Genomic DNA, 25,224 nt, shown 5'->3' with positions numbered 1-25,224 from the left:
CTTGGCCGGCTCCTCTGGAGGTTTGACGGGCTCCTCCGCCACCTTCACCGGTTCTGGGGGCGGTTCCGGCACTTCCACCGGCTCCACCGGCAGCTCCGGCAGGGGCTTCGCCGGCGGCGTGGGCAGATCGGCCGGTCCCGCGGGCACCTCGCCGATGACGGGGATCTCCGGCGCGCGGGGCGGAATCACATGTTCCGGCGGGAGCTTCGGCGTACCGCGCGCCTTCGCGAACTTCATCGGCAGAATGAAGGTCAGCAGGTTGAACAGCCCGCCGCCGAAGCGGTGGCCGGCGTCCTCGACCGTCAGACGGCGCCCATTGACGATGTCGCGGCCGATGATGCCCTCGATCACGTTCGGCAGGCCGACGATGTCCAGGACGCCCACCACGAAGCCCCAGATGCCGCCGTACCACGTATCGGCCGAGCGGACCCGCGCGACGATGCCGGCGACGATCCCGTACACGGCGAAGACCACCACCGCCGCCAGGAGCACCAGCCCGATGATCACCAGGGCGACCGTGCCCTCGATGATGCCGGCCACGATCAGGATGATGGCGATCACCGCCACCAGGATCACGGCCAGCGCCGTCAGAAGCGCCTTGAGAAGGCCCAGGAAGGCGTTCCACAGCCAGCTGCCGAGCTTCTTGTACCACGGGGCGCCGTACTTTTTGCGAGCCTCCTCGGCCGCCTTTTCCATGGCCGTCTCGAGGCCGTCGAGGCCCTCGCGGTTCTTCCTGACGGCTTCATCGACCTTGCCGACGAGGGTCAACCGGCCATTCTCGAGCGTGCCGCCGACCTGAGTCCGCAGCCCCTCGACCGCCTTGCCGAATGCGCCGTCGGCCGTGGTCCGGCTTTCGGCCAAGGTGACCGCCCACTCCTTGACGAGCAGGTCGACGGAATCCGTCGCTTTCGAGGCCACGACCGCGAAACCCTCGTCGATCTTCCCGGTGGCGGTCGCCAGCCCGCCGGTAGCGCCGGCTGCGATGTCGGCACAGTGCGCCGCGACCGAATCCTGTTCCTCGACGAACGTCTCCTCCACGAGCAGGGCTACGTCGCCCAGGCCTTCGTCAAGGTCCTGGGCCACTGCCCCGGCCATGGATTCGGTGGCGTGCACCGTGGCCCGCACCCGGTCGAGGTCGGGTCGGTCCAGCTGAAGGACGGCGTCCGTGCAGCGGCTGATCAGCGACCCGAGCGCGGCGATCACCGCCTCGGTCTGCACGTCGATGGCTTCGAGCGTCGAGGCGATCGCCATGTCGAGTTGCCCGGTGAGGTTCGCCTCGAGGCCCGCGAGCTCGGTGGCCACGGCCTGTTCGACGGCGGCCAAGCCGGCCTCGGCCTGTCCCCCGGCATCCGCCATGCCCGTCAAGGCCCGCGTCGCGATCAGGTCCAGATGAGGCGTCAAGGCGTCGCCCTGAGTCGTCAGCGCCTCGCGTATCGATGCGGCCTGCGACGCGAAGGTCCGGATGACCGAGTCCGCGGCGCCGTCGAATCCGTCGGCGAGGTCCTCGCCGCTCTCCACGAGTTGGGAGTGCAGCTTCGGGCCCGGTTCCGCGAGCTTGGCCGCCGTCTCGGCGGCGACTCGGAGCACCGCTTCACGCTGAACGTCACCGCGCTCGTCGGCCGGATAGGTGGCCGCCTTCACCTGCCCGCGGCGCGAGGCCTCGGCCGCCTGCGCGTCGATCGCGTCCTTACCGCGCCGCCCCTCGCTCTTGCCGAGCTCGCGTGCTCGGGTCTGCGCGCCGGCGACGACGTCCTCGGCCTCCTTGGTCCGGGTCTGGGCAGCCTTGTCGACGGCGTCGATTCCGTCTCGGGTGGTGGCGGCCAGGCGCGCCGGTCCGGCGTCGATCGCTCCGGTCACGACTGCGCCGTGACGGCTTTCCGATTTCGTCGCGGCATCTCGCGCCTGCTGCACCTCACCGGCGATGAGGGACGCGACACCACGGATTTCGGCCACCACCGCGGCGCGCACCGTCGCCGCCATGGCCGCCAACTCGCCTTTGCGCGCTTGAGCGGAACCTCGCATCGTGACCGCGAGAGCGGCGCCCGAGGTAGCGAGGGACGACGCCAGGAGTCGTGTCTGCGCGCGGGACTTCGTGGCGTCGTAGCCGCGCGGGCTGGAACGCGATGGTACGGAGAGCCTGCCCGGCGCCAGCAGAGCCGGTGGAAGGGCGAAGTCGAACTGGGGCACGGGAATCGGCGGAGGTGGCGCGATGCTGACCACCGGTGCGGGGCCGAATGATGACGGCGGGCCGGCGGGCGCCATCGAAGCCACGCTTCCGGGCGACTCCGGCTGACGATCGATCACGCTGACGGCGCCGCCGTCCGATGGCGCCTCGAGCGCGTTCGACTCAGATGGCGCAAGCGACGACGGCGCAGACGCCGACAGCGCTAGCGACGGCTCCGCGGCCGAGACCGCAGCCGGTGACGCCGGACCTTCACTACCAGGCGCTTCCATGCCCGCTGGTCCGGTCTCGCCGACGAGCGCCAGGTCCTCGTCGGCCGGCGGGGCATCGACGGGAGCCGAGGCATCCTGGTCGAGATCTGCGAGGCCCTCGGTGCTCGTGGTCCTCGGGCGCAAGGCCATCGAGAAGCCGCGGTTGCCGAGGCGTCTCCGCAGATCGTCCGGCGTTCCTGATACTTGTGCCGGCCGGCCGCGGATGGTTTCCGGTGAAGGCGCGCGGGACTGGCGTGGTTGCCGGCCCGGCGCTGGGCGAGTCGTGGCCATCACTGAGGCTAGGCAGTCGCCGGACTAGGGCCGGCCGCCTTCGGGGTCTGTTCGGTGACCGGCGGGGAGAGCTCCGCGATCTTCGCCTCCAGCCTCTCGAGTCGGTCGGTCACGGTCGTGCACACGGCCTCGGTGGGCTTGACCCAGCGCCGGGCGGAAAGGTCGACGCCGGTCACGCCCTTGTTCTTGTCGAGGTTGACGCGGCCGAGCAGGATCCAGCTGTCGCCGCAGGCGCAGTCGGGGCACGTGGTCAGGGCGTCGCACATCGACGGCGGTTTCTCGCTGGTACGGCGGCGGCAGACGCAGTCGGTCAGCTGTTCCAGGTCGATGGCGCTGAACGCCTTGACCAGCACGTGGTCGCGTATCCGGCGGCAGTCGAAGGCCGGGGCGTCGACGTCGCAGCCGCACGGGTCGCTCGGCGCCTCCTCCGATGTGAGGCGCCGGACCAGGACGTAGACCTGGTCCGGGGGTTCGTCGCACGAGCAGGCCTCCGGGCTCAGGTCCAGCTCGACCGGCGCGCACAGCTCGACCGGGTGACCCTGGCAGTCGATCGCCATGCCCCGCGCGACGCAGACGACCCACGGCGCGTTCTCCTTCGTGGTCAGCGTGAGCCCGCAGACCACCCCACAGCCCAGGTACGCCCTCAGGACCGCGGTGAGCATCGACACCGGATAGTGCTCGGCCACGTCCAGGTCGTCCGCGGTGACGATCATGCCGTCGTGGAATTTGACGCTTTCGCCCCGCGCGGGTTTGGTCCGCTCGGGCAGTTGGGTGCGCTCGTAGGTTTTCATCGGCTTTCCTCAGCGTGGAATGAGTAGTCGTCCGGGCGCGGCCCGACCTGGAAGACGGAGACGAAGTCCCCGCCCGGCCGGGCCTGGCATCGGCCCGGTCCGCCCACGGGCTGGGCGTCGAGGGTGTGGTCGCACTGGTCGCGCACCAGCTGACCGCGGATCGTCAGTTCGAAGTGGGCGCCGCCGAACAGGTTCGAGTCGTCGCCCTGCAGCTCGGCTTCCTGCCAGTTCGGTGTCGGGACCAGCCGTACTCCCCACGCCAGCTTGCCGTCGCTGTCGATCGGCTGGATCCCGGTCCACTTGTCCCGGCCGCGCCGCAGTGCGGTCGGGACGCGGCGGGCTATCGAGTAGTCGGCGTCGCGGTTGCGGCGGACGGCTTCGAGGTAGACGCTGGCCTCGTGCAGGGTCGCCACCAGCACCGGCCGGGTGAATCGGATCTCGAAGCCGCGCCGGATGTGCGGTTCGAACTCGCTCCACGGCACGGCCTCGGCCCACCCTTTGTCGATCCAGGGCTGCCAGGAGAGGGAGGCGATCCGGGGCGCCGCCACGTCGCAGCACTTCGCCAGCTCGTACAGCAACGGGTTGCGGTAGACCAGCGGGCGTACCGGGCAGGCGCTCGGCTCGGTTCGGCAGAACCCGTACTCCGGCTCGCATTCCTGTTTCGGCGCCACCGTGTGGTCGTGGTCGCCGGCTTCCCGGTTGGCCAGGTCGCAGACGCGCACGCGGGCCAGGGGAACGGCGACGAGCGGGTCCGGGTCGTACGTCCAATGGCCCTCGTCGGTGGGGCAGAGCTCCCCCGGCCGGGCGGACAGCCACTCCACGTCCTCGCTGATCGGCACGGTGTGCTCGTCGTCTCCGGGAATTGATCCGGTACGCCGGCACATGTACTCGTCATGGCCGACGCAGGAACCGATCGGGTGTTCCGGGCAGCCCCGGTCGACGTCGTGACACCCGTATCGCAGGGAGAAGACCACGCCCTCGAGCGACCACTGTGCCCGGTCGCCGGGGAAGATGCGGCAACCGTCGTGCAGCGGTGGCCGGCAGGCGAAATGCGCGACGAGCGTGTAGTCGCCCTCGCGGTCCGGCGGCGGGCCGACGAGGTCGTCGATCCGGACGCATCCGCCTTCCCAGTAGAGCATCCGCCCGTGCCGGTCGAGGGCCAGGCCGTCGGTGAGGTCGAGCTGAGCCCTGTCGTTGACGGACGGCCCGTACCCGGCGACCACGCCGTAGCCGTGTATCGCCCGGTTCAGCAGCTGCTGCCGGCGCATCTCGTCCTCGAGGCCGGCGTTGAGCTGCTTCGCCGTCAGCATCTGCCGGGGGGCGAAGCTGGGCCGGACCGACCATGGTTTCGTGTCCATCGATCGTCCTTTCGTCATTGCAATCGCGGTCCGCTGCCCAGCAGGGGGCCTTGGTCGAGCACGGCGGGGCGCCGGGCCGGTTCGGGTAGCGGCCAGCGGCCGAGCCGGGTGGTGGCGCCCAACCGCCAGTGGCCGTCGCTGTGGAGTTCGGATTCGTCGAGCCGGAAGTCCACGTCCGGCCGGCGGTCGGTCCAGGCGGCGCCGGAGTAGACGAGTCGCACCCGGCAGTGCGCGGGCACGAAGAAGGGCAGCAGCCGGTCGATGATCGGGGCCAGGAGCGACTGGCGCGCGGCGTCGAGGTCCAGGCGGATGGTGACGACGCCGGCCCGCTGGGCCAGCATGAGCGCGGGGTCCGGGCATCCCCGGCCCAGCGGCGTCCGGCCCAGGACCATGGCGCCGGCCCGGGCCGAAGCCGGCCGCTGGGCCAGGGCCCTCGTGTCGCGGCCGAGGCGGGCCGAGGCGCCGAGGAACCAGGCCGACGGCCCACCGGCCGTGTCGGTCACCGTGGCCCGGCCCTCGGTCACCACGTCGAGCATCAGCTCGAGCCCCCGCTGGGTACCGCGGCGGCCGAGGATGTCCCCGGCGTGGGCCAGCAGGTCGCGCCGGCGGTCCGCCGGGAGGTCGTTCAGTGGCGGGAATCCGAGCCAGCTGAGCAGGTATCCGGTCCACTCGTCGGGGGCGGTGCCCGGGTCGAGACGCTGCGCGAGCCCGGCCAGCGTCTCGTCGAGTCCGTCGAACAGCATTTCGTACGGCGCCAGGATCCGCCGCAGTTCCGGCGCGGACCGCGGATCCTCCCGGTAGAAGGCGGGCAGATGGTCGAGGTAGGACACCGCGGGGTAGCGGACGCGCAGCCGGGACATCTGCGGCGGGGTGCGGCCCGCCGGAGTGTCCAACCGGATCCGCAGCCACAGCGTGGTCTCGGCCACGCCGTCGAGCAGGGCGGCCAGGTGCTCGACGGCGCCGTCCCCGGTACCGCGGTAGCGGACCGCCTGCTCGGTGCGCCACGGCAGCAACTGGTCCAACTCGTCGGCGAGGCCGGCGGTGGCCGGGCCGTCGATCAGCCGGCCGGCCCGTTCGATGAGCATCGCGTTGCCGGTCGAGGCCCAGGTCACCTCGGCCGCGGTGCCGGACGGCAGGCTCAGGTCGAGTTCCGCGCGGTTCCAGCCCGAGTGCGGGCCTTCGGGCGAGATGAGGGCGGGGGTGATGAAGGTCGACCGGCGGTCGTCGTCCGCGCTGTCCCCGGCCACGATCCGCCCGTTGCCGCGACTGCCGCCGACGAGCGCGCCGGCCAGGGCCGTGGGCCGGCCGAGCGAGCGGGGCACCCGGAGCCGCTGGTGGTCCTCGACGTCGCCGTCGACCACGTCGATCCGCTCGTACAGGGCGGTCTCGTCCTGCTCGGAGAAGCTGAGCAGGACGACGCCGTTGCCCGGCGCCGCCGTGAGCAGGACGGGCCGGTTCCGGTGGGCCGCGTCGAGTCCGATCGTCCCGGCCGCCTGCCCGGTCTCCGCGTCGATGACGACCGCGGTGCCGGCGGTGGCGGGGTCGATCACGACGAGCCGTGTCCCGCCGGCGGTGACCGCCAGCCGACGGGCTTCGAGGCCGGTCACGGCGATCGGCGTACGGCAGGTGAAGCCGCAGCAATCGGCGTGCCGCAGCCGCCACCGGCCGGATCCGTCCGTCTCGGCGAGCCACAGCCCGTCGGCGCCGTCGCCGGCCGCGTCCGAGATCCGCCAACCGGCTCGCGGCGGCACCGGGCTGAGCGGTTGCCGGGTGTACGCGTCGTAGCGGTCGAGAACGCCGGAGGAGGCGAGCACCCAGATGACCGACCGGCCGGCCACCATGAGCCGGGCCGGGCCGGCACCGTGCAGCACGCCCTGTTCCAGGGATCGGCGGATCAGGACCCGTGAGCGGCGTTCCAGCCACAGCGGATCGCCGCGCGGGTCGACGGCCGGGAGCATCGCCGGTCCCGGTTGCCGCTCGACGCGCAGCCGAGCCGGCACGACGAGCCGGTCCCCGGTCAGGGCGAGGCCGTGCCGGACCCCGGCCGCCCACTGGCCGGCCGTTCGGAAGTCGTAGCTCCGTTGCTCGAGAAGGGTCATCGCCCACCTCCGGCCGGCGTGACCCGGATCCGGCCCGCCACGACCATCGCGTCGGGCCGGACCGTCCGCGGCTCGGGCGCCATCCGCACGCCGGGAACGTCGGCCACGCCGGGCGCCGTGGCGGCGATCGTCCGTACGTCGGCCACGGTCAGCCCGCGCCCCAGGGGGGCACGGGCGGGCGACAGCCGATCGCCCAGCGCCCGCTCGGCGGCGGCGACCGCGTCGGCGGCGGTGACGCCGGGCTCGGGCGTGACGGTGAGCCACAGATCGACGGTCACCACGACGGGTCCCCGCACGACCAGCCGCTCCCCGAGGACCCGCCGCGGCTCCAGGCGGTCCGCGACCTCGGCGAGGTAGCGCGCCGCGTGCGGCACGACCACGAGGGTCCGGACGCCGTCGACGCGCCGGCCGGGCAGACGGTGGTCGAAGCCGGCGATCACTTCGGCCCGTTCCACGGCCATGCCGGGCAGGCTCCGCGCCGCCGCCGCCAGTTCGTCATCGGTCAGCACCGCGACGCGGCCGACGGCGGCGTCCCGCGCCATGATCACAGATTCCCGGTCACCGGCGGCGCCGCGCCCGCCCGCGACCGCCTGCCGGTTCCGGCCGTATTCGCGGCCGTCGGGGCCGAGCGCCGGCACCGACCAGGTGAGGCCGGCGCGCAGATTGCCCTCGGCGCCGGCGGTCCGGGCATATCCGGTGTGCTGGATCGGCGCCCCGGGCCGGGGCCGGCGTCCGTTCACGCCGTTGCCGAACCGGATCCGGCCCGGCTCCACCACGTAGTGCGGATCCCGCGGGCCCGATCGGGAGAAGTCGCCGCGCTCCTGCCAGGGCTCCCCGTCGACCTCGATCGTCAGGGCCGGCTCGGGAAGCAGACCGTCGGTGTCGAGGTCGACCACCTGGTCGGGCTGCCCGGTGCCGGCCGAGGTGAACTGGAGTCCCTGGACGTGCTCACGTTGGACCACGGGCAGCACGTTGACCGAGATGCCGGCGATCCGCGGCAGCAGCGGGAAGTCGAACGAGACCCGCAGCCGGGTCGTCGCGGCCGCCGCCGGCGGGACCGCGAGCACGACGGCCCCGGTCCTGGCCATCCCGGCCGTGCCGTCGTACCGGACCGGGAGGCCGGCCCAGGTGTGCGCGGCGGTCCGGTACGCGTAACGCACCGGCGCCCACGGCTGCTCGGCCGACACCGCGGGGCCCGGCGGCGGCACCACGTCGAACCCGAGCGCGATCTGCGCTCCCCCGGCCGGCGGGCCGAGCGGGCCGTCGAAGTCGAGGTGGCGGACCGCGCCGTCGCCGGTGATCCGGGTCAGCGTCACCGGCGGCAGGTAGAGCGCCTCCGGGCGGTCGAGAGCGAAGCGCAGGTCCCGGTGCGGGCCGCAGGTCATCGCCGAGCCGGGCGGAAGGAAGGTTCCCGTACGGACCGGCCGGGCCGGCCAGATCAGCCCGCGTGCCGGCGCTGGGCCTTCGGGTCGCCGGCCGAGCAGCGCGGCGAAGGCGCGGCGATGCCGGCCACCGACCCGCCCGGTGCGGTAGACCTGCTGGTCGACGATCCAGGCCAGCAGGTCGACGATCGTCATCCCGGGATCGTGCAGGTTGTGGTCGGTCCAATCCGGCGCGTACCGCGGGATGGCGCCGCGGGCGAGTTCGACCAGCTGGCCGAACTCGATGGTGTCGAGCGCGGGGACGACGTCGCTCATGGCGTGACCTCCGAGGGGACGACTGACACACCGATGTCGCCGTCGCCGGCGCTGATCAGCCCGTCCGCCGGCATCCGGCGCGGGACGCCGCCGCCGGCGGCGCTGATCGCCACGCTCTCGACCCGCTCCAGGCCCGGTGCCCGGCTCAGGGCGCGCAGCAGGTCGCTCTCCGTCGGCCATCGGCCGAATCCGGCGTTCGCGATCGGCTCCCGCAGAAGTTCCTTGGCGCGCTGCTCGACCTCGGCCAGCCGGTCGGCGGGGGCGACCAGGTGCGCGTCGACGGTGACGCGGATCCACACCGGCCCCCGCACCTCGATGCCGCGCTCGTCCGGGGCCAGCCCGCCCCAGCCGGCGGCCCGGATCGCGGCCGCGACGGCGTCGCGCTGGGCCAGGGTCGGTGTGCCGTCCCGGACGGCGATGACGATCCGGATCGGCGCGCCCGGGCCGCGGGGGTGGAAGCACCGGGCCCGGACCACCTCGGACGACGAGGTGACCGCCAGGGCCTCGATGTCGGCCACGCTCAGCGCCTGGCCGGCGTGGCGCAGCCGGTCCGGCGCGGAGGCGAACAGCGAATCCGCCGCCGGGGCGCGAAAACCGCCGGCGGCCCCGACCGGCAGGAGGACCGTCTCGACGCCCTCCACCGGCGACGTCAGCCGCAGTTGCGTCCACGCCGGCAGGTTGCCCTGCTCGCCGCCGCCCTGCTGGTAGCTGAAACAGCGAACGTTGTCCCGGCCGGCCGGCGGGATCCGCCCGGCCCGCCCGTCACCGAACCGCAACCGGCCGCTCGCCGGGTCCAGCAGGTACGCCCGGGCCCCGCCGTCGAGCCCGATCAGACTGTCCACCCGGCGCCACAGCACCCAGGATCCGGGCAGCCGCTCGAGGCCGGTGACGACGACCTGCTCGCCCGGCCGCTGCCCGGCGAGCGTGGCGATCTCCTCGTCGCCGAGCTCCTCCCGGATCCGCAGCTCGACGCTCGCGGGCAGCACCGGCGACTCGGCCAGCTGGAGCGTCAGCCCGGGCTCGCCGAGGCTGGAGCCCACCACCTCGTTCAGCACCGTGCGGGCGTGCGTGACGCCGACGGCGTTGACCAGCAGCCGGTGCAGCACGGGCTGCCAGGCGGCGTCCGCCGGCTCGGGCCGCAGCCGCAGCCACACCCGCTCGCGGCCGAAGAGGCGGACGAGCACGGGGTCCGCGCCGAGCGACATGGTGATCGTCCCGCGGCGGCGGAGCGCCCGTGTCCGGTCCTCAACGGCCACGCGCCGCCAGCCGTCGGCGGCGCGCTGATCGACGCGCAGCGTTCCGGCGCCGTCCCGGTCGGCGGCGTCGGCCAGGAACGTCACCACGCCACGGCCGATGGGCGCGGTCAACCCGACGTACAGCGCCCGGCCGGCGGCGTCCGGGCCGAGGGCCAGCGCGCCCTCGAAGAGGGTGAACGCGGCGGTGGCGGCGGCCTGGGTCTCGTCGCGCACGTCCAGGTTGTTCTCGACGAGCACCGCCTCCGGCGGGACCCGGTCCTCGAACGTGAACGAGGCCTCGACACTCAGGATCTCGGGCGGGTGCAGGCCGGTCGTGTCGACGCGCACCGTCTGTTCCTCGACCGCACCCACCTGCTCGCGGCTGACGACGTATCTCGGCCGTCCGTAGTCGCCGCCGACGAGCCGGGCCCGGATCCAGTAGTCGTCCTGGCCGCCGATGTCGGTCGTGGCCAAGTCTCCGGGCACGCCGAACGTGATCGTCCCGCTGGTCGACAGGTTGCCGGTGAGATCGATGAAGCGCTTCTCCAGTGCTCGCCAGCCCTGACCGTCGAAGTACTCCCAGGACAGTTCGGGGTTCTGGTAGCCACGGTTGAACCGGCTCTCGGTCCAGACCGGCGGGTCGGGCGGCGGCCCGCCGGCCAGGGCGGCCACGCCCCGGTCGGGTGGCGCGGTGACCCACCGGTGGCTCAGCTGGGCCCAGATCGATCCGCCGGCCGGCTGCCGCCGCTCGATCCGCTGGGATTCCGGTCCGGCCGCCGCTCCGAAGAACAAGGTCGTGTCCGGGCCGATCGATGTCGGGGTACGCAGTTCGGCGAGCGTCCGCAGGTGGATGTCGGCCACCTCGACGGTGCCCAGCAGTTCCGCCGGGCGGTAACCGACGGACGGCTCGAGGCCGGGCACGGCGACGCCGAGGGTCACCACCCGAGCGTCGGCGCCGACGATCGGATAGCTGGCGTCACCGATGATCAGGCGCGTCGTGGCCGGGCGGACGACCGTCCGGTCGTTCGCATCCAACCGCAGCACGAACCGGTTGTCCGCGTCCGGGAAGGTAGCGGTGTACGGGCGGGCGTTGGGGTGCGGCAGGCGCAGGAAGTTCAGGGTCGTACCGACATCGAGCGGGTGGTCGATCTGATAGAGGCGCCGATCGCCCTGCTTGATCCGGCGGCTGGCGGCGGGCAGCGGCACCAGCGTGGGCGCGGCCGGCCCGGCGATGACCTCCACATGGTGCGCGACCAGGGGACTCGCCAACTCGACGGCGTCGTGCAGCTCGACCTCGACCAGGGGAAGGTCGAGCGCGGTCCGGAAGAGACGCTCGCCCACCCCGGTGACGGCCAGCTCGGGCGGTTTCCCGGCGGCCGGCCGCAGCAGCTGAGGGCGGGCGTCCGGCGTCTCGCCGGTCAGCGGCACGGCGAGCAGTTCCTCCTCGCCCAGCCAGATCGAGGCCTCGTGCGGTGACACGGCACGGCCGACAGTCACCGGGCGCCCGCCGACGCCGGGCACCGTGGGGTTGGCGTGCAACGGTCCCGGCGCCACCCGGTGACCGGACAATTCGGCGCGGGTCTCGTGGTCCGTATGCACCAGGCCGCGCAGCCGCCGCTCGCCGGCGTCGGCGTAGCCGACCCAGAGATCGCCGTCGCCGCCGAAGCGGGTGACCGCGGGCCGGACGTCGAGGGCGGCGGGATCGACGTCGTCGAAGCGGTGCCACCGCGGAACCAGTTGCCAGAAGATGCTGAGCATCGCGACGGATCCCAGCCAGATCGCGCCCTTGCCGTCGACCACGACGAGTTCGAAGCGGGCGTCGTCCGGGCGCCGGGGCCACTGGGCGCCCTGCACCGCCACGATCTGCCACTGGTCGCCGAGAATCGGGCCGTCCTCGCCCCGGATCGGCTGCCAGCCGCTCGGGTCCGGGCGCCCCTGGTCGTCGACCTTGAGCGCGTGGAGCACCCCGCCGGCCACGTCGGCCAGGACCGCTGTCACCCCGACGGCGCCCGCCGGCGCGGGCAGCACGGCCGGGCGGGCCGACGGCGCCTTCGGGTTCAGCGCGGGCAGCGTCCGCCACCCACCCGCCTCGAGTTCCGCCGGCGTGGAACCCGTGGCCCGCCGGATCCGGCCGGCCCACAGGCCGCTGTCCTTCTCGCCGGCCACGACCAGGTCGACGCCCTGACCGGGCAGGCCGACGCCGGTCGCCGGCCCGGTCAGCAGCACCCGCCGGCCCTTGTCGTCCACCGCCACCATCTCCTGCCAGCGGAAGCCCCGGGCCTCGTCGAGCGCCAGGATCTCGAGGTAGCCGTTGCGGCCGGTCCCGTACCCGCCGAGAGTCGCGGCGTCGGTGGTGGCGGCGATGTCGAAACAGGCCAGCGACGCGTCGGAGAGGGAGACCTCGATCGTCACGTCGGCGTCCTTCTTGGAGAGCGCCTCCGGGGCCGCGAGCGCGAAGGTGTCGAAGCGCAACGGCTCGGGACCGAACGGGAAGAACCGTCCGGCGGTGGAGAGCGGGGTGCCGTTGTGCGCGGCGCGGACGATCGTCGGCGGCTGGCCGGGTGGCGCGTCGCCGGGCAGCGAGGCGACACCGAGGCGGACCTGTGACGCCCGGGAGGTGAGTCCGGCCCGGCCCGCGATCGGCGAGCGCAACCGGGCCCGGACCCAGCGGTTCTTCCGGCCGCCGACCTCCACCTCGTCGGCCGCGCCGGCCCAGGACTTGGCCAGGCGGATCTCGTCGCCGTGCACGCCGAGCGGGTCCAGATCGTGCCAGCCCCGCACACCGCCGCGCGTGCCGAACAGCGCATAGTCGATGTCCAGCCGGCTGAGCTGGCGGGCCAGGCCGGCCGGGGCGAGAGACAGCGCGATCTCGGCCCGCTGCTCCAGCTTGAACAGGTCCTTGTGCCCGACCAGGAACGCGTGGTTCTGAAGGTCCCGCAGGCCGAACGCCTCGAACGACCCGATCCGGGTGACCACGGCGTCCGCGGCCACCGCGTCCTCCAGCGGATCGAGCAGCGTGACGAGGCCGTCCGGACCGGCCGCGGCGATCCGGTGGGCCGCCGTCCCGATCCGCAGCAGGTCACCCGCGGCCAGGCCGGCGACCGGGCTGACCTGCAGGGTCCGGCTGCCCGGACCGGCGAAGGTGACCACCCGGTGAGCGAGCGGCCCGGTCGGCGGCTCCAGCGATCGGGCCTGGGCCGGCGCCACCTCGATCCGGTCCCGGGACGGATCCACGGCGATCAGGTCGGCGATCCGGCCCGGCACCACGCGCAGAGCGTCGCGGGTCTCGAAGGTGACCTCGCCCGCCACCGCCCGGGTGCGGGCCGGCGCGACCACGGCCGCGGCGGCATCCTCGGCGAGAGTCAGGGCGAGCACGCCTTCGGCGGCCCGGGGCGGGGCCGGCGGCAGGCCCAGGAACTCGAAGAAGGCCATGGCGTCGCGCCGCGCCGTGTGGTCGAGCCGCCGGGTCGTCTCCTCGCCCAGCCGGGCTGCGATCTCCAGCAGGGCCGACCCGACGTCATCGCCGCCGCCGCTGGGCGCCCAGTCCGGGGTCAGCGCCGGTGCCAGCCGGCGCAGGTACGCGCGCAGGGCCGCCGCCCGGCGGGCGTCCGTGCCCGGGTGGGCGCCGGCCTGAAGGTTGAAGTTCGCGTTCACCGGCTCGCCGATTCCTGGAAGTAGAAGGGGTACACGTAGTTGTCCGGCTGGTTGGTGGCCCGGATCTCGTAGTCGACGCTGATGTCGAGACGCCCCAGGCTCACCCGGGTGCTGTCGACGCTGACCCGGCGCACCTCGATGCGGGCCTCGTAGGTACGCAAGGCGTCGCGCACCGACGTCTCGATCTCGCCGATGAGCCGGGCCGTGACGACGGCGAACGGCATGTCGTGGATGCCGCAACCGAAGCCGGGCCGCATCACCCGCTCGCCCTTGGCGGTGCTCAGGACGATCCGGATCGACTGCTGGATGTCCTTCTCGTACGACACGAGCGCGATCAGGCCGGTGTCCGGCGCGATGGTCACCGGCGTCGCCCAGCCGGTGCCGAGGAACTCCCGGCCCAGTCCCGCGTCGTCGCGTGCCATCGCGTCAGCCGATCAGCACGGTCGGGTCGCCCAGGGCGATCGCGTTCGGCGGCCCGATCTCGATCACCTGGTCGCCCTGCCGGGCCGCGGGCAGCCCGCCGATCAGCACGGTGGTGCTGCCCCTCGCCACCACCCCGCCGACGTGCGGCTTCGGGCCGTCCGAGAGCGGGCAGGTGTGGGTGTCGGAACCGATCCGCCAGGCCGGCTTCCCGCCGATCAGGACGGTCGGGCAGCCCGGTCCGGGGCTGAGCGGTGTGCCGTGGCTGGTCGTGTCGGCCACCCGCGCGGCTGGCTGTCCCATGTTCGCCGACCCTTCAGTTGATCTGGACTATCGAGCCTTTGAGCGTCAAGGTCCCGGAGGACTTCACGCTCAGGGAGCCGCTCGCCTCGATCGAGACCGTCGGCGCCTTGACCGTGATCTGCTGGGTGGCGCTGATCTCGATCGCCCCGCCCGAGCCGGTCAGCTTGACGACGTTCTTGTTCGCGTCGTCGATCGTGATGCCGTCCTTGTCGAGCATCACCCGCTTGCCGTCGGCCAGCCTCACCTCGATCTCCGGCGCCGCGCTGTCGTCGTTGAAGCGGACCGTGTGGCCCGACCGGCTCTTCAGCAACCGCGTGTTGTTGGCCCCGTCGCTGTTGTCGGCCGGCGGCGCCTGCCGGCCGTTCCACAGGACCCCCAGGACGTACAGGTGCCCGGGGTCGCTGCTCTCGGCCGCCACCAGCACCTCGTCGCCGACCTCGGGCAGGAAGTAGAGGCCCCGGCCGCCGCCCGCCATCGGCATGGCGAGGCGAGCCCAGAAGCTGTTGTCGCCGGCTTCGTGCCAGGGCAGCCGCACCCGTACGCGGGCCAGGTTCTGCGGGTCCTTGTTGTCGGTCACCTCGCCGACCGCCAGGCCGGTGAGGACACCACCGGACTCGTCGCCGGTCCGCTGCCACAGGCTGCTGTCCATCAGAGCGTCGGCTCCTCGATCGTGAACGACGTCCGGTATCCGCCACCGTCGATGCGATGGGTCGCTTCCGAGACGTAGTAGGGCTTGCTGAAGGCCGGACCGAGCCCGGTGATCGTGACGTTGGTGTCCGGCCGAAGCTCGGGCAGCCCGATCGACTCGCCCTCGCCCTCGACGAACTGCCGCGCCCGCTCGTCGAGGATCGCCCGGGCCCGGGCATCGGCCTCGGCCTGGTCACGGACGGCCGCCCGCACGTTGAGCACCTTGTCGGCGGCCAGGGCGGTGAACACCCGGTCGGCGCCGCTGCGGCCCCGGGTGTCCCGCCCCGACTCGTCCCCTCGCCGGGCCCGCCCGGTGATCACCCGGCCGTCGGCGACCGACCAGCCGTGCACCCGGACCTCGGAGATCTGCCGGGCCAGGTTCACCGCGGGCCGGAAGCTCAGCAGCCCCCGGCCCCAGGCCAGTTCGACGCCCTGCGTGGTGTCGTGGCGCCGGGGACCGAAATAGAGGGTCCGGTCCCGCTCGTAGAAGGTGACCGAGGGGTTGCGTTCGGCGAGCTTGTCGATGAAGGCCAGATCGGTCTCGTTGTTCTGATCGACGCGGGCCTTGACCGGACTGGTCACCCGGACATCGGCGTCGACGCCCGGCAACGCGGCCACGATGTCGCGCACGGCCGTACTGTCCGGCTCGTTCTCCCAGTGCTGGGACCGTTTGCCGACGGTGAGCGGGTAAAGGTCGTCGTACCCGCTGATCGACAGTTCCGGCGCGGCGCCGGCGCCGAAGTCGGTGGTGATCTCGGTGATCACCCCGGTCAGCATCGGCGTCAGCTTCGACGGATCGCCGTAGCCGAGCGCGATCTCGACGGTGCTGCCGAACGCGAACAGCTCGAGCAGGTCGACGCGCTCGCGCCGGCGGGTGGCGGCGAACTGGCCGGTGCTCCAGTCGAAGGCGTTGACGACGGTGAAGGCGAAGTGGCCGGCCTTGCGCTCCTTCAGGTCCACGCTGACCGACGAGACCGCCAGGAACAGGTCACGCAGCATGTCCTCGCCGCCCACCTTCACGGTGAAGGTGGGCACGTAGAAGCCGCCGTGCCGCTCCTCAAGGGCGACGAGGTCCATCGCCGGCCTCCCCTCGCTCGCCGGCCGGGATCGGCGGGAGCACCAGCACCCGGCCCGGTTCGATGCGCCGCGGGTCCTCGATGTCGTTGGCCTGGGCGATCAGCCGCCAGTACCGGGGCTCGCCGTACTCCCGGGCGGCCATCAGCCAGACGCTGTCGTGCGATTCCAGGACCCGCCGTTTGGTCTTGTCGGCCGAGTTGCGCCGCGGGTTCTCGAGCTGTTCCGCGATGGTCTGGTACTGCCGGAAGGTGACCGAGAGCGTGGCCCGCACCGGCGTACCGTCGGAGCGGAACATGGTGAACCGCTGCGAGATCTTCTCGACGACCGCGACGAAGTGGAACCAAGCCCAGCGGAACTCCACCCGGCGGGGCGCGTGCAGCGAGCCGTCGATCGCCACCAGGTCGGTGAACGACGAGGTCAGCTCGGCCACGTTCCGGCCGCCACCGTCGGTGTAGGTGTCGAACAGCAGGTCCATGGTCAGCACCTGGGCGTTGCCGTTGACGAACTGGAGGATCGGGCTGGAGAGACCGGGCGGCGCCGTCTCCTGGAAGCTGGCCGAGTATTCGACGTTGTACTCGGCCGGGTTGAACAGCACGTCGATGGCCGTTCCGGCGCCCCGGCCGTCGAGCGGGGTCACGGTCGCCTTCGCCAGTTCCTGTGCCATCGCCGTCACCCCCGCCCGCTGCGTTCCCGCTCGATCCGGATCTGCCTCTCGAAGCGCCGCCACAGGTCACGCCCGAGCCCGTCGAGGTCGAGGGGCGGCGAGGGCGGTGGTGACGCTGTCGTCGTCCGGTGCGGGTTCGCTTGCCGTACGGGGTCACGCCCCGCCGCGGGCTCGGTCGTTCGACGGTGCACGCGATCGACGGGGCGGCGCGCCGGTCCGGGTGCCGCCTCGGCCGGGCGCGGGGTCGCGGCGCCGGCCAGGACGAGCGGGACCGGGGCCCGGACGGCGTCCGGCCGGAGAGCGGCGGAGCCGGTACGGAAGACCGGCGCGGCCGGGGATGCCGGCCGGGGCCGCGGCACACGCGCCGGTACGACGGCGTAGCGGAGGCCGTGATCTCGCCGGGCGCCGGAGACGTAGGGGTGTCCTATCCGATCCGGGCGGCGGCCGGCCGTCTCCGCACGGCGGTTCGCCCGTGGCGGCACCGGAACCGCACTCCTCCACGGCGTCGCCCGCCGTTCCGGCGCGGGCGCCGTCGCCGCGAAGGCCGGCGTCGCGGTGGGTGGCCCCGTTGGCGCCGGTGGCGGCGCTGATGCCGGCCGCCGCATGAATACGGGTGACGCGGTCGGCGGCGTCGGGGCCGGTAGAGGCGCTGATGCTGGTAGGGGCGCTGATGCCCACAGCGGCGCTGATGCCGATGGGGGTGCTGATGCCCATAGCGGCGCTGACGCCGATGGGGGTGCTGATGCCCACTGCGGCGCTGACGCCGATGGGGGTGCTGATGCCCATAGCGGCGCTGACGCCGACTGGGGTGCTGATGCCGATGCGGGCGCTGATGCCAGCCGCAGCAACGCCGACGGTCGCGCGAACGCCGCGGAGCGCACCGACGCGGGTAAGGGAACCGACGCCGACGAGAGCATCAACACGGGTGAGGGCATCGACGCCGGCGAGGGGACCGAGGACAGGAGGGGCGCCGGTGGCCGCACTGACGCGAGCGGCCGCGCCGATGCCGATAGCCGTGCCGGCACGGGAAAGGCGGTCACGTGTCCCGCCAGGAGGCGCGCCGCGGTTCGGGCGGCCGCGTCCGGCCGCACGAGGGTGTGGTGATGGACAGGCGCGCCACGCGCACGCCGGACCACCGAGGTCAGCCGGACGGCAAACTCCAGCCGCAGGGCCAGGCGCAACGTCAGCTTCACCGGCGTACCAGTGGCCGAGCGCAACGACGGCCGGCCCACCGGCCCCGGCGGCCGCCGGAACACCAGCGCCAGCGGCCGATGGGCCATCGGCGAGCGGCGCGGCGACGCCTCGTCCCGGCGGCCCCCCATGGGCGCCGGGCGCGACGGCAGGCGGCCGAGTCTCATTGCCGGGTGATCCCGTGATGAACGAGCTCGACGGTCTCGGTCGCCACGGCGTCCGCGGTGGCGTCCAGCTCGGCGCCGGTCCACTTGGCCGGGTAGGCGCCGACGCAGATCCAGCGCCACGCCTCCTGCCCGGCGGTGTCGATCAGGAGCACCGACACGACCCGGCGCCGGATGTTCCCGGCGATCACCTGCTGATGCCAGTCCCACAACCGGGTGTCGGTCAGGCCCCGCTTCAGCACCAGCGCCGGGTAGGTCGTCTTCACCACGAGCTGATGCTCGAAGTCGTTGACGCCGCCCTCCCGGAACGGCTCGACCTCGGTCCGCCGTTCGAGGCCCGCCACCGACTGGAACCCGCCGGCCACCGTGCCGTCGAACTCGACGACGAAGCGGAAGACCCGGAACGGATCGGTACGGGTCATCGGTCACCTCCCTCAGGCGATCTCGAACGGGTTGCCGGGCGCCCCGTCGAGCTCCCGGTTGATCTGCGAGATCTCCTCGCACCAGCGCCGCCGCTCGCGGTGCTCCAGCGCCATCAGCTCGTCGCGCGACCAGTGGAAGTGGTAGGCGATGAAGGCCATCTCCTGGTAGAGCTGGTCCACCGGATAGGCCCTCATGCCGGTTCCCCCACCAGCGCGTCCTCCTCGGCGTTGAGCCGTTCGTAGAGCTTCTGAAGGTGGTTCAGGTCCCCCGCGAACAGGCCCTCGACCACCTTGGTGTTGACGTCCGGCAGCGAGCCGAGCCGGGTGATGACCCGGGCCAGCACGATGACCGTCAGGTAGGCGGGGTTCTGCTGCACCCGCGGGTCGCGCAGCGGCAGGATCTCGTCGGCGGCGGTGGCCAGCCGCATCACGCCCTCGGTGTGCAGGACGCCGTCCTGGTCGAGGTAGCCCTTCGGCAGCGTGAAATTCACTTCGGTGGCGAACATCTGTGGCTCCTCCTACTGGGTCCGCCGGATGCCCTCGTTGGACAGCTCGAGGGTGTCGATGGCGACCTCGTTGCCGGTGCCGTTCAAGGGGCTCGGGGTGTACTTGGACGGCCAGGCCCGGGTGATCTCCCACGTCGCCCTGTCCTGTCCGGCCTCGTCCTGCACCCGGACGACGACGTTCTTGCGGATCTGTTCGAGGAGCGTGGCGCCCTCGGTGACCTCCCGGTACCACTCGGACAGGGCCATCGACTCCGTGATGCCCCACTTGAGCGTGACGTTGCCGTACTTGGTCAGGCTGCTGAGCTTGCGGACGGTCGGGATCTCGTCGCCCTCCCGGTACTCGATCGGCTCGGTGGTCGATTCGCCGACTGTGGCCTCGGCGAACCCGGCCTGGTCGATGTTGTCGATCTCCAGGCGGAATCGGAAGTTGCGGAGCGGGTCCGGGCGGGTCACGACTTCGCCTCCTGCGTCTTCTGGAAGATCCGGAACACGACGAACTCCGCGGGATGCACCGGAGCCACGCCGATCTCGATGATCAGCCGGCCGCTGCGCCGGTCGTCCTCGGTCATCGTCTCCGGGCCGACGGCCACCGAGAACGCCTCTTCCTCCTTGACGCCGAACAGGGCGCCCTCGCGCCACTGCGTCCGGAGGAACAGGGTGACGGTCTGCTTGACGCGGGCCCACAGCCTCGTGTCGTTGGGTTCGAAGACGACCCACTGGGTGGAGTTGTAGATCGACGCCTCGAGGAAGATGAACAGCCGCCGGACGCTGACGTACTTCCACAGCGGGTCGCTCGACATGGTCCGCGCTCCCCAGACCCGGATGCCGCGGCCGGGGAACCGCCGCAGGGCGTTGACGCCGTTCGGGTTGAGCACGCCCTGAGTCGCCTGGTTGATCTCGTACTCGAGGTCGATGGCGCCGGCGACGACCTCGTTGGCCGGCGCCTTGAAGACGCCGCGGTTGGTGTCGGTCAGCGCGTAGATGCCGCAGACCGCGCCGCCCGGCGGGATCTTCTTGCGGGTGCCGCTGCGCGGGTCGCTGACATAGATCCACGGGTAGTAGAAGGCGCCGTACTTGGTGTCGGTGACGATGTCGCGGGGCGAGATGCCGGCCGCGTTGGCCTGGTTCGGCTCGGAGTCGACGACCGCGAAGCGGTAGCGGTTGCGTTCGCAGTGCCGGACGACGGCCTGAGCGGTCGTGTAGTCGCATCCGGGCGCGTAGACGATCGCCACCGACCGGAACTGGTCGAGATCGAGTGCGGCCAGACCGGTCGGCCGGCGCAGGTCGGGGCTTCCCTCATAGCTGGCGGAGGTGACCGCGCCGCCGTCCTCGGTGCCGTCGAGCCGCGCGGCGCCCTCGGCGGGCAGCGGGATGCCCTCGTCGCCGGTCACCTCGACCAGCACCGAGTTGAAGTTGTTGATCCGCTTCCCGAAGTAGGCGGGTGAGGCCGGATCGACGCTCAGGTCGTCGAAGTCCTCCGACCACGTGGGCAGCGGCTGCGCGGTGTCGATGCCGGCCGCGTCGTCCGGCACGTGCGCCGGGTTGGCCCAGTAGTCGAGTCGCAGCCGGAATCCGACCGGCTCGCCGTTCGCGCCGCGCGTGCTGCCCGGGAGGATCCGGGCCCAGACCTGGCGGTACGCGGCGCCGGGGCCGAGCGCGGTGATCGTCAGTCCGGACAGTTCGACGGCCGGCGGCTGCGCGCCCTCGCCGACGATCCGGGTGACGTAGCAGCGGATGCCGCCGTTGTCGAAGAACGTCTTCACGGCGTACGGCATGTAGCGGTCGGCGGCGAAGATGTCGCCGTAGAGCCGCAGGTATTCGCCGTAGCTCGTCACCAGGCGCGGCAGCAGCGGACCACGCTCGGTCTCACCGAGGAAGGCCGCCGTGCTCGTGGCCACCCCCTCGATGGGCTTCGGGCCGCGCTCGATCTCCTCGATGTAGACGCCGGGCGCCAGGTACTCAGGCATGGCTCACCGCTCCTCGTGTCGCGTCACCGGCCGGTGGCAGCGTCTCCAGCTTCTTGCGCAGCGCGGCCTCGCCCTTGGCCCGGTGCTCGTCGCGGTCCTTGACGGCCTGGGCCAGGGCGGCCCGCAGTTCGACGACCTTCGCCTCGTCGTCGGCCAGGGTCTTCTCCGCCGTCGCCTGCGCGTCGAGCGCCGTGACCAGCGCGCGCGGCAACTCGCCGGGGTCGATGATCTTCGGTTCGGCCCGCAGGGCCGCGAGGTAGTCCCCGCGATGGGCCAACAGCCAGTACGCGACCGCGTACTTGCCCGCGTCGCGCTCCTTGGTGATCTCGTCGTACCGGGTCTTGAGGACGCCCATCCGGGCGGTGATCGTCGCGGCCAGCTTCTTGTACTCGGTGACGCGCGCGGTCTTGTCCTTGACGTCGGCTTTCGCGTCGTCGCGGGTCTTCTCGGCCTTCCGCAGGGCGGTCTCCGCTTCCTCGGCGCCCGTGTCGAGCTCGGCCTGCTTGGCTTTGAAGGCCTCGGACTCCGTCTTCACCCTGCCGGCCAGCGGGCCGAGCAGCTTCTCCAGGCTCGCCTTCTCGGACTGGTAGAACTCCTCGTAGTCCTCCTGCTCGCGCTCGAGCTTGTCGTGCGCGTCCTCGTACGCCTTCTGGTTCGCGTCCAGGTCGTTCTTCGCCCCTCGCAGGGCGGTCAGCCGGTTCTGTTTGTCGGCGAACTTGCTGTCGGCGAGCTCCTTGGCCGCCCGCGCCTCCGCGGTCTCCCGCGCGTACTTGTCGATCTCCTTGTCGATCGGATCCGGCTCGGGGGGCGGTGCTGCTCCCGCCGGTGATCCGGTGCCGCCGCCGGCGGACACTTCGGAATCGCTCACGGCCGCGTGCTCCTCTCCTCAGGGCGTTTCGTGGACGAACGGGGGACGGTCGGCGCCGTCCAGATCGATGACCGCCGAGAACACGTGCACCCGGCCGTGCTCGAGGTTCACGTTCAGCTCGCGCGCCGGCAGCCCGGCCTTGGCGAAGCGCAGCGTCGCGGTGACCGGGCCGGGCTCGGGGATGCCGATCGTCCGGATGCCGACGGCCAGGGCGAAGTCGCCGTTCGCGTCGGTGGTGGCCGGGAACTGATGACCGGCACGCGGGGACGGAAGGCGCGCGCTCACCGTGAGGCCCGGCACCGGCGCCCGCGCGTCCGGGCGGCCCACCGTCCCCCGGACCAGGGTCGCGACGTCGCCGTACGAGGCGTCGGGCCGCCGCTCCAGCGGCACCACCCGGCGGAGGCCGTCTCCCGCCGGGTTGTAGGTGACGAACACCGGCCCCCGGTAACCGGCCCGGTCGGCGGTGATCCGGAACGTCAGGTCCGGGCCGGGCGGCACGTTGACCAGCACGAGGTGGCCGCTGAGGTTGCGGATCAGACGGTTCGGCCGGGCTCTGTCCCACTCCCGGTCCCAGAGCTGGGCGTCGACCCCGCTCCGCACGATCCGGCGCGTGATGCCGTCCATCGGGATCAGCACGGCGCTGACCGCGTCGGTCCGGTCGGGCTCGAAGGCGATGGGCGGCCGCATCACGACTCCACCGGCGCGTCGAGGAGACGGCCCGGCCGGTCGGTGCGGTGCACGACCGGCGCACCGGCGGTGACCGGGACCGCCGTCACGGCGACCGGGCTCACCAGGTAGACCATGGAGGTCCGGTACGAGGTCTGCGGGAACAGGCCCCACACGCGGCTCATCTCCTCCATCGGGTACGGCTCGGGGGTCACCCGGGCGTACTGGCCGGGCAGCTCGACGAAGGGCCGCTCGTGCAGGGCCCGGACGGCCCGGCCCAGCGTGAGCAGTTCGTCCGGGTCGGCCACGCCGCCGTTCCCCGCGCCGGCCGAGCGGAACACGCTGAGCAGGAACCGCAGGTCCAGCGGAAGAGCGTCCGCCTCGGCCAGCGGCTCGCCGGGATCGGCGGAGCGGGCCACGTAGTGCCGGTCGTTGCGCATCGCCTGGTTGACGACGATGTGGAACAGGAACAGGCACAGCGTCCGCTCGCCGACGTCCTCGGCGTTGGGCGGCCCGACGTAGACCGGCCCGCCGACGGCGGCCGCCAGCCGCGCCCCCAGGACGGCGGTCACGTCGAAGATGGCTTCCGCGGTCACGATGCCACCAGCTCGTCGTCGGCCAGCCCGCGTTCGGCGGCCAGCATGCCGACCTTGGTGAGTTCGCGCCGGGCCGCGGTCAGCACGTGCCCGGCCTCGATCCGGCCGCCCTCGGCGGCGGCGAGGAAGGCGGCGTGCAGGGCGATGTTCTGGATGCTGCCGCCGGGAATCTGCAGGCGCGCGGCCAGACCGGCGATCGTGGCGTCCGCCGCCAGCGGCGCGCCGGCGGGGAACGCCCGCCGCCAGATGCGCTCACGCTCGGCGGCGTCCGGCAGCGCGAAGGTGACGACGAAGCGCAACCGCCGGACGAAAGCATCGTCGATGTTCTGCTTCACGTTGGTGGTCAGCACGGCCAGGCCGCGGAAGGACTCCATGCGCTGGAGCAGGTAGGCCACCTCGACGTTGGCGTGCCGGTCGTGGGCGTCCTTGATCTCGGTGCGCTTGCCGAAGATCGCGTCGGCCTCGTCGAAGAGCAGCACGGCGCCGGACCGCTCGGCGGCCTCGAACGTCCGCTCGAGGTTCTTCTCGGTCTCGCCGATGTATTTCGAGACCGTCTTCGACAGGTCCACCTGCAGGAGCTCGACGCCGAGGTCGCCGGCGACGATCTGGGCCGCCATCGTCTTGCCGGTGCCGCTCGGGCCGCTGAACAGTGCGGCGACGCCCTGTCCGTACGGCATCCGGCCGGCGAAGCCCCACTCCTGCAGGACCCGTCCGGCGTGCAGAACGTGCAGCGGAATGGCTCGCAGCAGATCCTTACGGGACTCGGCCAGCACGATGTCGTCCCACCCGTAGGCCGGCACGATCCGCCGCACGCCGGGCGGCAGCGCGACCGGTGCGACATCGCGGGCCGCCTGCTGGACCAGCGCCACATCGGCGCCACCGGCGGCCAGGCTCCGGGTCATGTGTTCCGGCTCGATCGGCGCGGTGGCGGCCAGACGCCGGATGTCCTCGTCGGTGAGGGCGACGCCGGTGCGAGCGGCCGCGCTGCTCCACCAGGCCGCACGCTGGGCGACCGTGACGGCCGGGGCCCGCAGCAGAACGCCGGAACCCGGCCACGCCGCATCGGTCGCCACCAGCCGCAGGTGCCGGGCCGCCCGTACCAGCCCCGCCGTCACCTGCCGCCGCTCGACCGCGCCGAGCCCGTCGAGTCCGAGGACGAGCAGCCCGCTGCCGGCCAGCCGGCTGAGCACGGCCCAGTCGGCGGCCGCCGCGACCCGGGCCGGGCCGGCGTCCACCTGCTCGAGGTCGCCGATCACCAGGGGCACCCCGGACGCCGAGGCCAGCCGCCGAAACCAGCCCTGCCCGGAGTCACCGCCGGTCAGATGCAGCATCGCGGGGCGCCGGAGCCGTCCCGCCAGCTCGGTCTCCGCCGCCGAGAGCGGGGGTTCGTCCGCCGGCCTCGGCCGGCACAGCACGGCCCCCGTCGCGGCGACCGCCTGCTCGATCGAGGCGGCCACCAGGTGGGCGACGACCGAGCCGGTGGGCGCGTAGCCCGCGTCGACCGGCGGGGCATCCGGCTCGGCCACCCGCACCAGTCCCGCCGACGCCACCGAGCCGGCGGCGTGGACCGTACGCCGCAGGTCCCAGGCACTGACCTCCGTGTGCGACATCAGCTCGGCCAGCAGGGTGAGGCCGGGGCGCCGCCGGGTCAGGTCGTCCTGCAACACCCCGACGGCCAGGCCGTACCGGCCGTCCAGCTCGGGCGCCAGGACCAGGCAGAGCAGGCGCAGCTCGAGGCCGGTCAGACTGAACTGCTCAGCGAGCCGGGCGAGCGGCCGCGGCAGCGTCGTGCGGGATTCGGCCAGCGCCTCGTCGGCCGCGCTCAGGCGCTGACGCACGCCGGCCGCCTCGGTGCCGGCCCCGCCGGCGCCGAACCCCAGCAGGTGCAGGGCCTCGCTGGGCGCGACGGACCATCCCGGCACGCCGGCCGGGACGCCCGGGCCGATCCGGCGCAGCAGGCAGCGACCGAGGCTGAGGTTCAGCCATTCGGTCAGCGGCGCGAGCGCGACCGCATCGGCGCCGTGCGGTGCCGTCGGTGAGATCGTCTGCATGGTTCCCGCTTCCGGCTCATTCGGATGCGAGAACTATCGGCGGCACCACCCGGCCCCGCCCATGGACCGACGGATCCAGACGGG

At 72.9% G+C, this 25,224-nt stretch carries 21 protein-coding genes; all 21 read right to left on the bottom strand.

The genetic code is table 11. From position 1 onward, the window contains the following. On the bottom strand, nucleotides 1-1,980 hold a 1,980-nt coding region (locus tag AB0C26_RS19585), incomplete at its 3' end, for a DUF308 domain-containing protein (RefSeq protein WP_360248832.1). 752 nt (nucleotides 1,981-2,732) lie between these two features. Then, nucleotides 2,733-3,515, bottom strand: coding sequence for a hypothetical protein (locus tag AB0C26_RS19580; RefSeq protein WP_360248829.1), 783 nt, complete (start codon nucleotides 3,513-3,515; stop codon nucleotides 2,733-2,735). Continuing rightward, on the bottom strand, nucleotides 3,512-4,873 hold the full coding sequence (locus tag AB0C26_RS19575) for a hypothetical protein (protein WP_360248826.1): 1,362 nt from the start codon (nucleotides 4,871-4,873) through the stop codon (nucleotides 3,512-3,514). The genes AB0C26_RS19580 and AB0C26_RS19575 overlap by 4 nt, the downstream gene beginning before the upstream one ends. 14 nt (nucleotides 4,874-4,887) lie before the next feature. Further along, on the bottom strand, nucleotides 4,888-6,972 hold the full coding sequence (locus AB0C26_RS19570) for a hypothetical protein (RefSeq protein WP_360248823.1): 2,085 nt from the start codon (nucleotides 6,970-6,972) through the stop codon (nucleotides 4,888-4,890). After that, a complete protein-coding gene (locus tag AB0C26_RS19565) occupies nucleotides 6,969-8,669 on the bottom strand; it encodes a hypothetical protein (protein ID WP_360248820.1) in 1,701 nt (566 codons plus the stop codon). The genes AB0C26_RS19570 and AB0C26_RS19565 overlap by 4 nt, the downstream gene beginning before the upstream one ends. Further along, nucleotides 8,666-13,558 carry a baseplate J/gp47 family protein gene (locus tag AB0C26_RS19560; RefSeq protein WP_360248817.1) on the bottom strand — a complete coding sequence of 1,631 codons (4,893 nt, stop codon included), beginning with the start codon at nucleotides 13,556-13,558 and terminating at the stop codon, nucleotides 8,666-8,668. Before AB0C26_RS19560 ends, AB0C26_RS19565 begins: the two co-directional genes overlap by 4 nt. Next, nucleotides 13,555-13,980 (bottom strand): GPW/gp25 family protein, encoded by a 426-nt coding sequence (locus tag AB0C26_RS19555; protein ID WP_360248814.1) that lies wholly within the window; start codon nucleotides 13,978-13,980, stop codon nucleotides 13,555-13,557. Before AB0C26_RS19555 ends, AB0C26_RS19560 begins: the two co-directional genes overlap by 4 nt. 4 nt (nucleotides 13,981-13,984) lie before the next feature. Continuing rightward, nucleotides 13,985-14,281, bottom strand: a complete 297-nt coding sequence (locus tag AB0C26_RS19550) for a PAAR domain-containing protein (RefSeq protein ID WP_360248811.1) — start codon at nucleotides 14,279-14,281, stop codon at nucleotides 13,985-13,987. Nucleotides 14,282-14,294: 13 nt separating this feature from the next. Continuing rightward, on the bottom strand, nucleotides 14,295-14,930 hold the full coding sequence (locus tag AB0C26_RS19545) for a phage baseplate assembly protein V (protein WP_360248808.1): 636 nt from the start codon (nucleotides 14,928-14,930) through the stop codon (nucleotides 14,295-14,297). Continuing rightward, nucleotides 14,930-16,045 (bottom strand): contractile injection system protein, VgrG/Pvc8 family, encoded by a 1,116-nt coding sequence (locus AB0C26_RS19540; RefSeq protein ID WP_360248805.1) that lies wholly within the window; start codon nucleotides 16,043-16,045, stop codon nucleotides 14,930-14,932. Before AB0C26_RS19540 ends, AB0C26_RS19545 begins: the two co-directional genes overlap by 1 nt. Further along, nucleotides 16,026-16,709 carry a hypothetical protein gene (locus AB0C26_RS19535; RefSeq protein ID WP_360248802.1) on the bottom strand — a complete coding sequence of 228 codons (684 nt, stop codon included), beginning with the start codon at nucleotides 16,707-16,709 and terminating at the stop codon, nucleotides 16,026-16,028. The genes AB0C26_RS19540 and AB0C26_RS19535 overlap by 20 nt, the downstream gene beginning before the upstream one ends. Nucleotides 16,710-16,714: 5 nt before the next feature. Continuing rightward, on the bottom strand, nucleotides 16,715-17,191 hold the full coding sequence (locus tag AB0C26_RS19530; protein ID WP_360248799.1) for a hypothetical protein: 477 nt from the start codon (nucleotides 17,189-17,191) through the stop codon (nucleotides 16,715-16,717). Between the two features lie 872 nt (nucleotides 17,192-18,063). After that, entirely contained in the window at nucleotides 18,064-18,486 is a 423-nt protein-coding gene (locus AB0C26_RS19525) for a phage tail protein (protein WP_360248796.1), read from the bottom strand. 12 nt (nucleotides 18,487-18,498) lie between these two features. After that, nucleotides 18,499-18,681: a DUF6760 family protein gene (locus AB0C26_RS19520; RefSeq protein ID WP_360248793.1), complete on the bottom strand. Its 183-nt coding sequence runs from the start codon at nucleotides 18,679-18,681 to the stop codon at nucleotides 18,499-18,501. Continuing rightward, complete coding sequence (locus AB0C26_RS19515; protein WP_360248790.1) at nucleotides 18,678-18,992, bottom strand: hypothetical protein; 315 nt, start codon at nucleotides 18,990-18,992, stop codon at nucleotides 18,678-18,680. The genes AB0C26_RS19520 and AB0C26_RS19515 overlap by 4 nt, the downstream gene beginning before the upstream one ends. Nucleotides 18,993-19,004: 12 nt before the next feature. After that, entirely contained in the window at nucleotides 19,005-19,445 is a 441-nt protein-coding gene (locus AB0C26_RS19510; protein ID WP_360248787.1) for a phage tail protein, read from the bottom strand. After that, nucleotides 19,442-20,959 carry a phage tail sheath family protein gene (locus tag AB0C26_RS19505; RefSeq protein ID WP_360248784.1) on the bottom strand — a complete coding sequence of 506 codons (1,518 nt, stop codon included), beginning with the start codon at nucleotides 20,957-20,959 and terminating at the stop codon, nucleotides 19,442-19,444. Before AB0C26_RS19505 ends, AB0C26_RS19510 begins: the two co-directional genes overlap by 4 nt. Then, nucleotides 20,952-21,827, bottom strand: a complete 876-nt coding sequence (locus tag AB0C26_RS19500; RefSeq protein WP_360248781.1) for a hypothetical protein — start codon at nucleotides 21,825-21,827, stop codon at nucleotides 20,952-20,954. The genes AB0C26_RS19505 and AB0C26_RS19500 overlap by 8 nt, the downstream gene beginning before the upstream one ends. 18 nt (nucleotides 21,828-21,845) lie before the next feature. Then, entirely contained in the window at nucleotides 21,846-22,514 is a 669-nt protein-coding gene (locus AB0C26_RS19495) for a hypothetical protein (RefSeq protein ID WP_360248778.1), read from the bottom strand. Next, the gene (locus tag AB0C26_RS19490; RefSeq protein ID WP_360248775.1) at nucleotides 22,514-23,089 is read right to left on the bottom strand and encodes a Pvc16 family protein; all 576 of its coding nucleotides are present in this window, start codon (nucleotides 23,087-23,089) and stop codon (nucleotides 22,514-22,516) included. The genes AB0C26_RS19495 and AB0C26_RS19490 overlap by 1 nt, the downstream gene beginning before the upstream one ends. Continuing rightward, entirely contained in the window at nucleotides 23,086-25,140 is a 2,055-nt protein-coding gene (locus AB0C26_RS19485) for an ATP-binding protein (protein WP_360248772.1), read from the bottom strand. The genes AB0C26_RS19490 and AB0C26_RS19485 overlap by 4 nt, the downstream gene beginning before the upstream one ends. Between the last annotated feature and the right edge of the window lie 84 nt (nucleotides 25,141-25,224).

Origin of the sequence: Actinoplanes sp. NPDC048796, assembly GCF_040650035.1 — a bacterium.
Lineage (GTDB): Bacteria > Actinomycetota > Actinomycetes > Mycobacteriales > Micromonosporaceae > Actinoplanes.
Note: the sequence above shows the minus strand (reverse complement) of the source record. Positions and strands in the feature narration are given on the sequence as shown.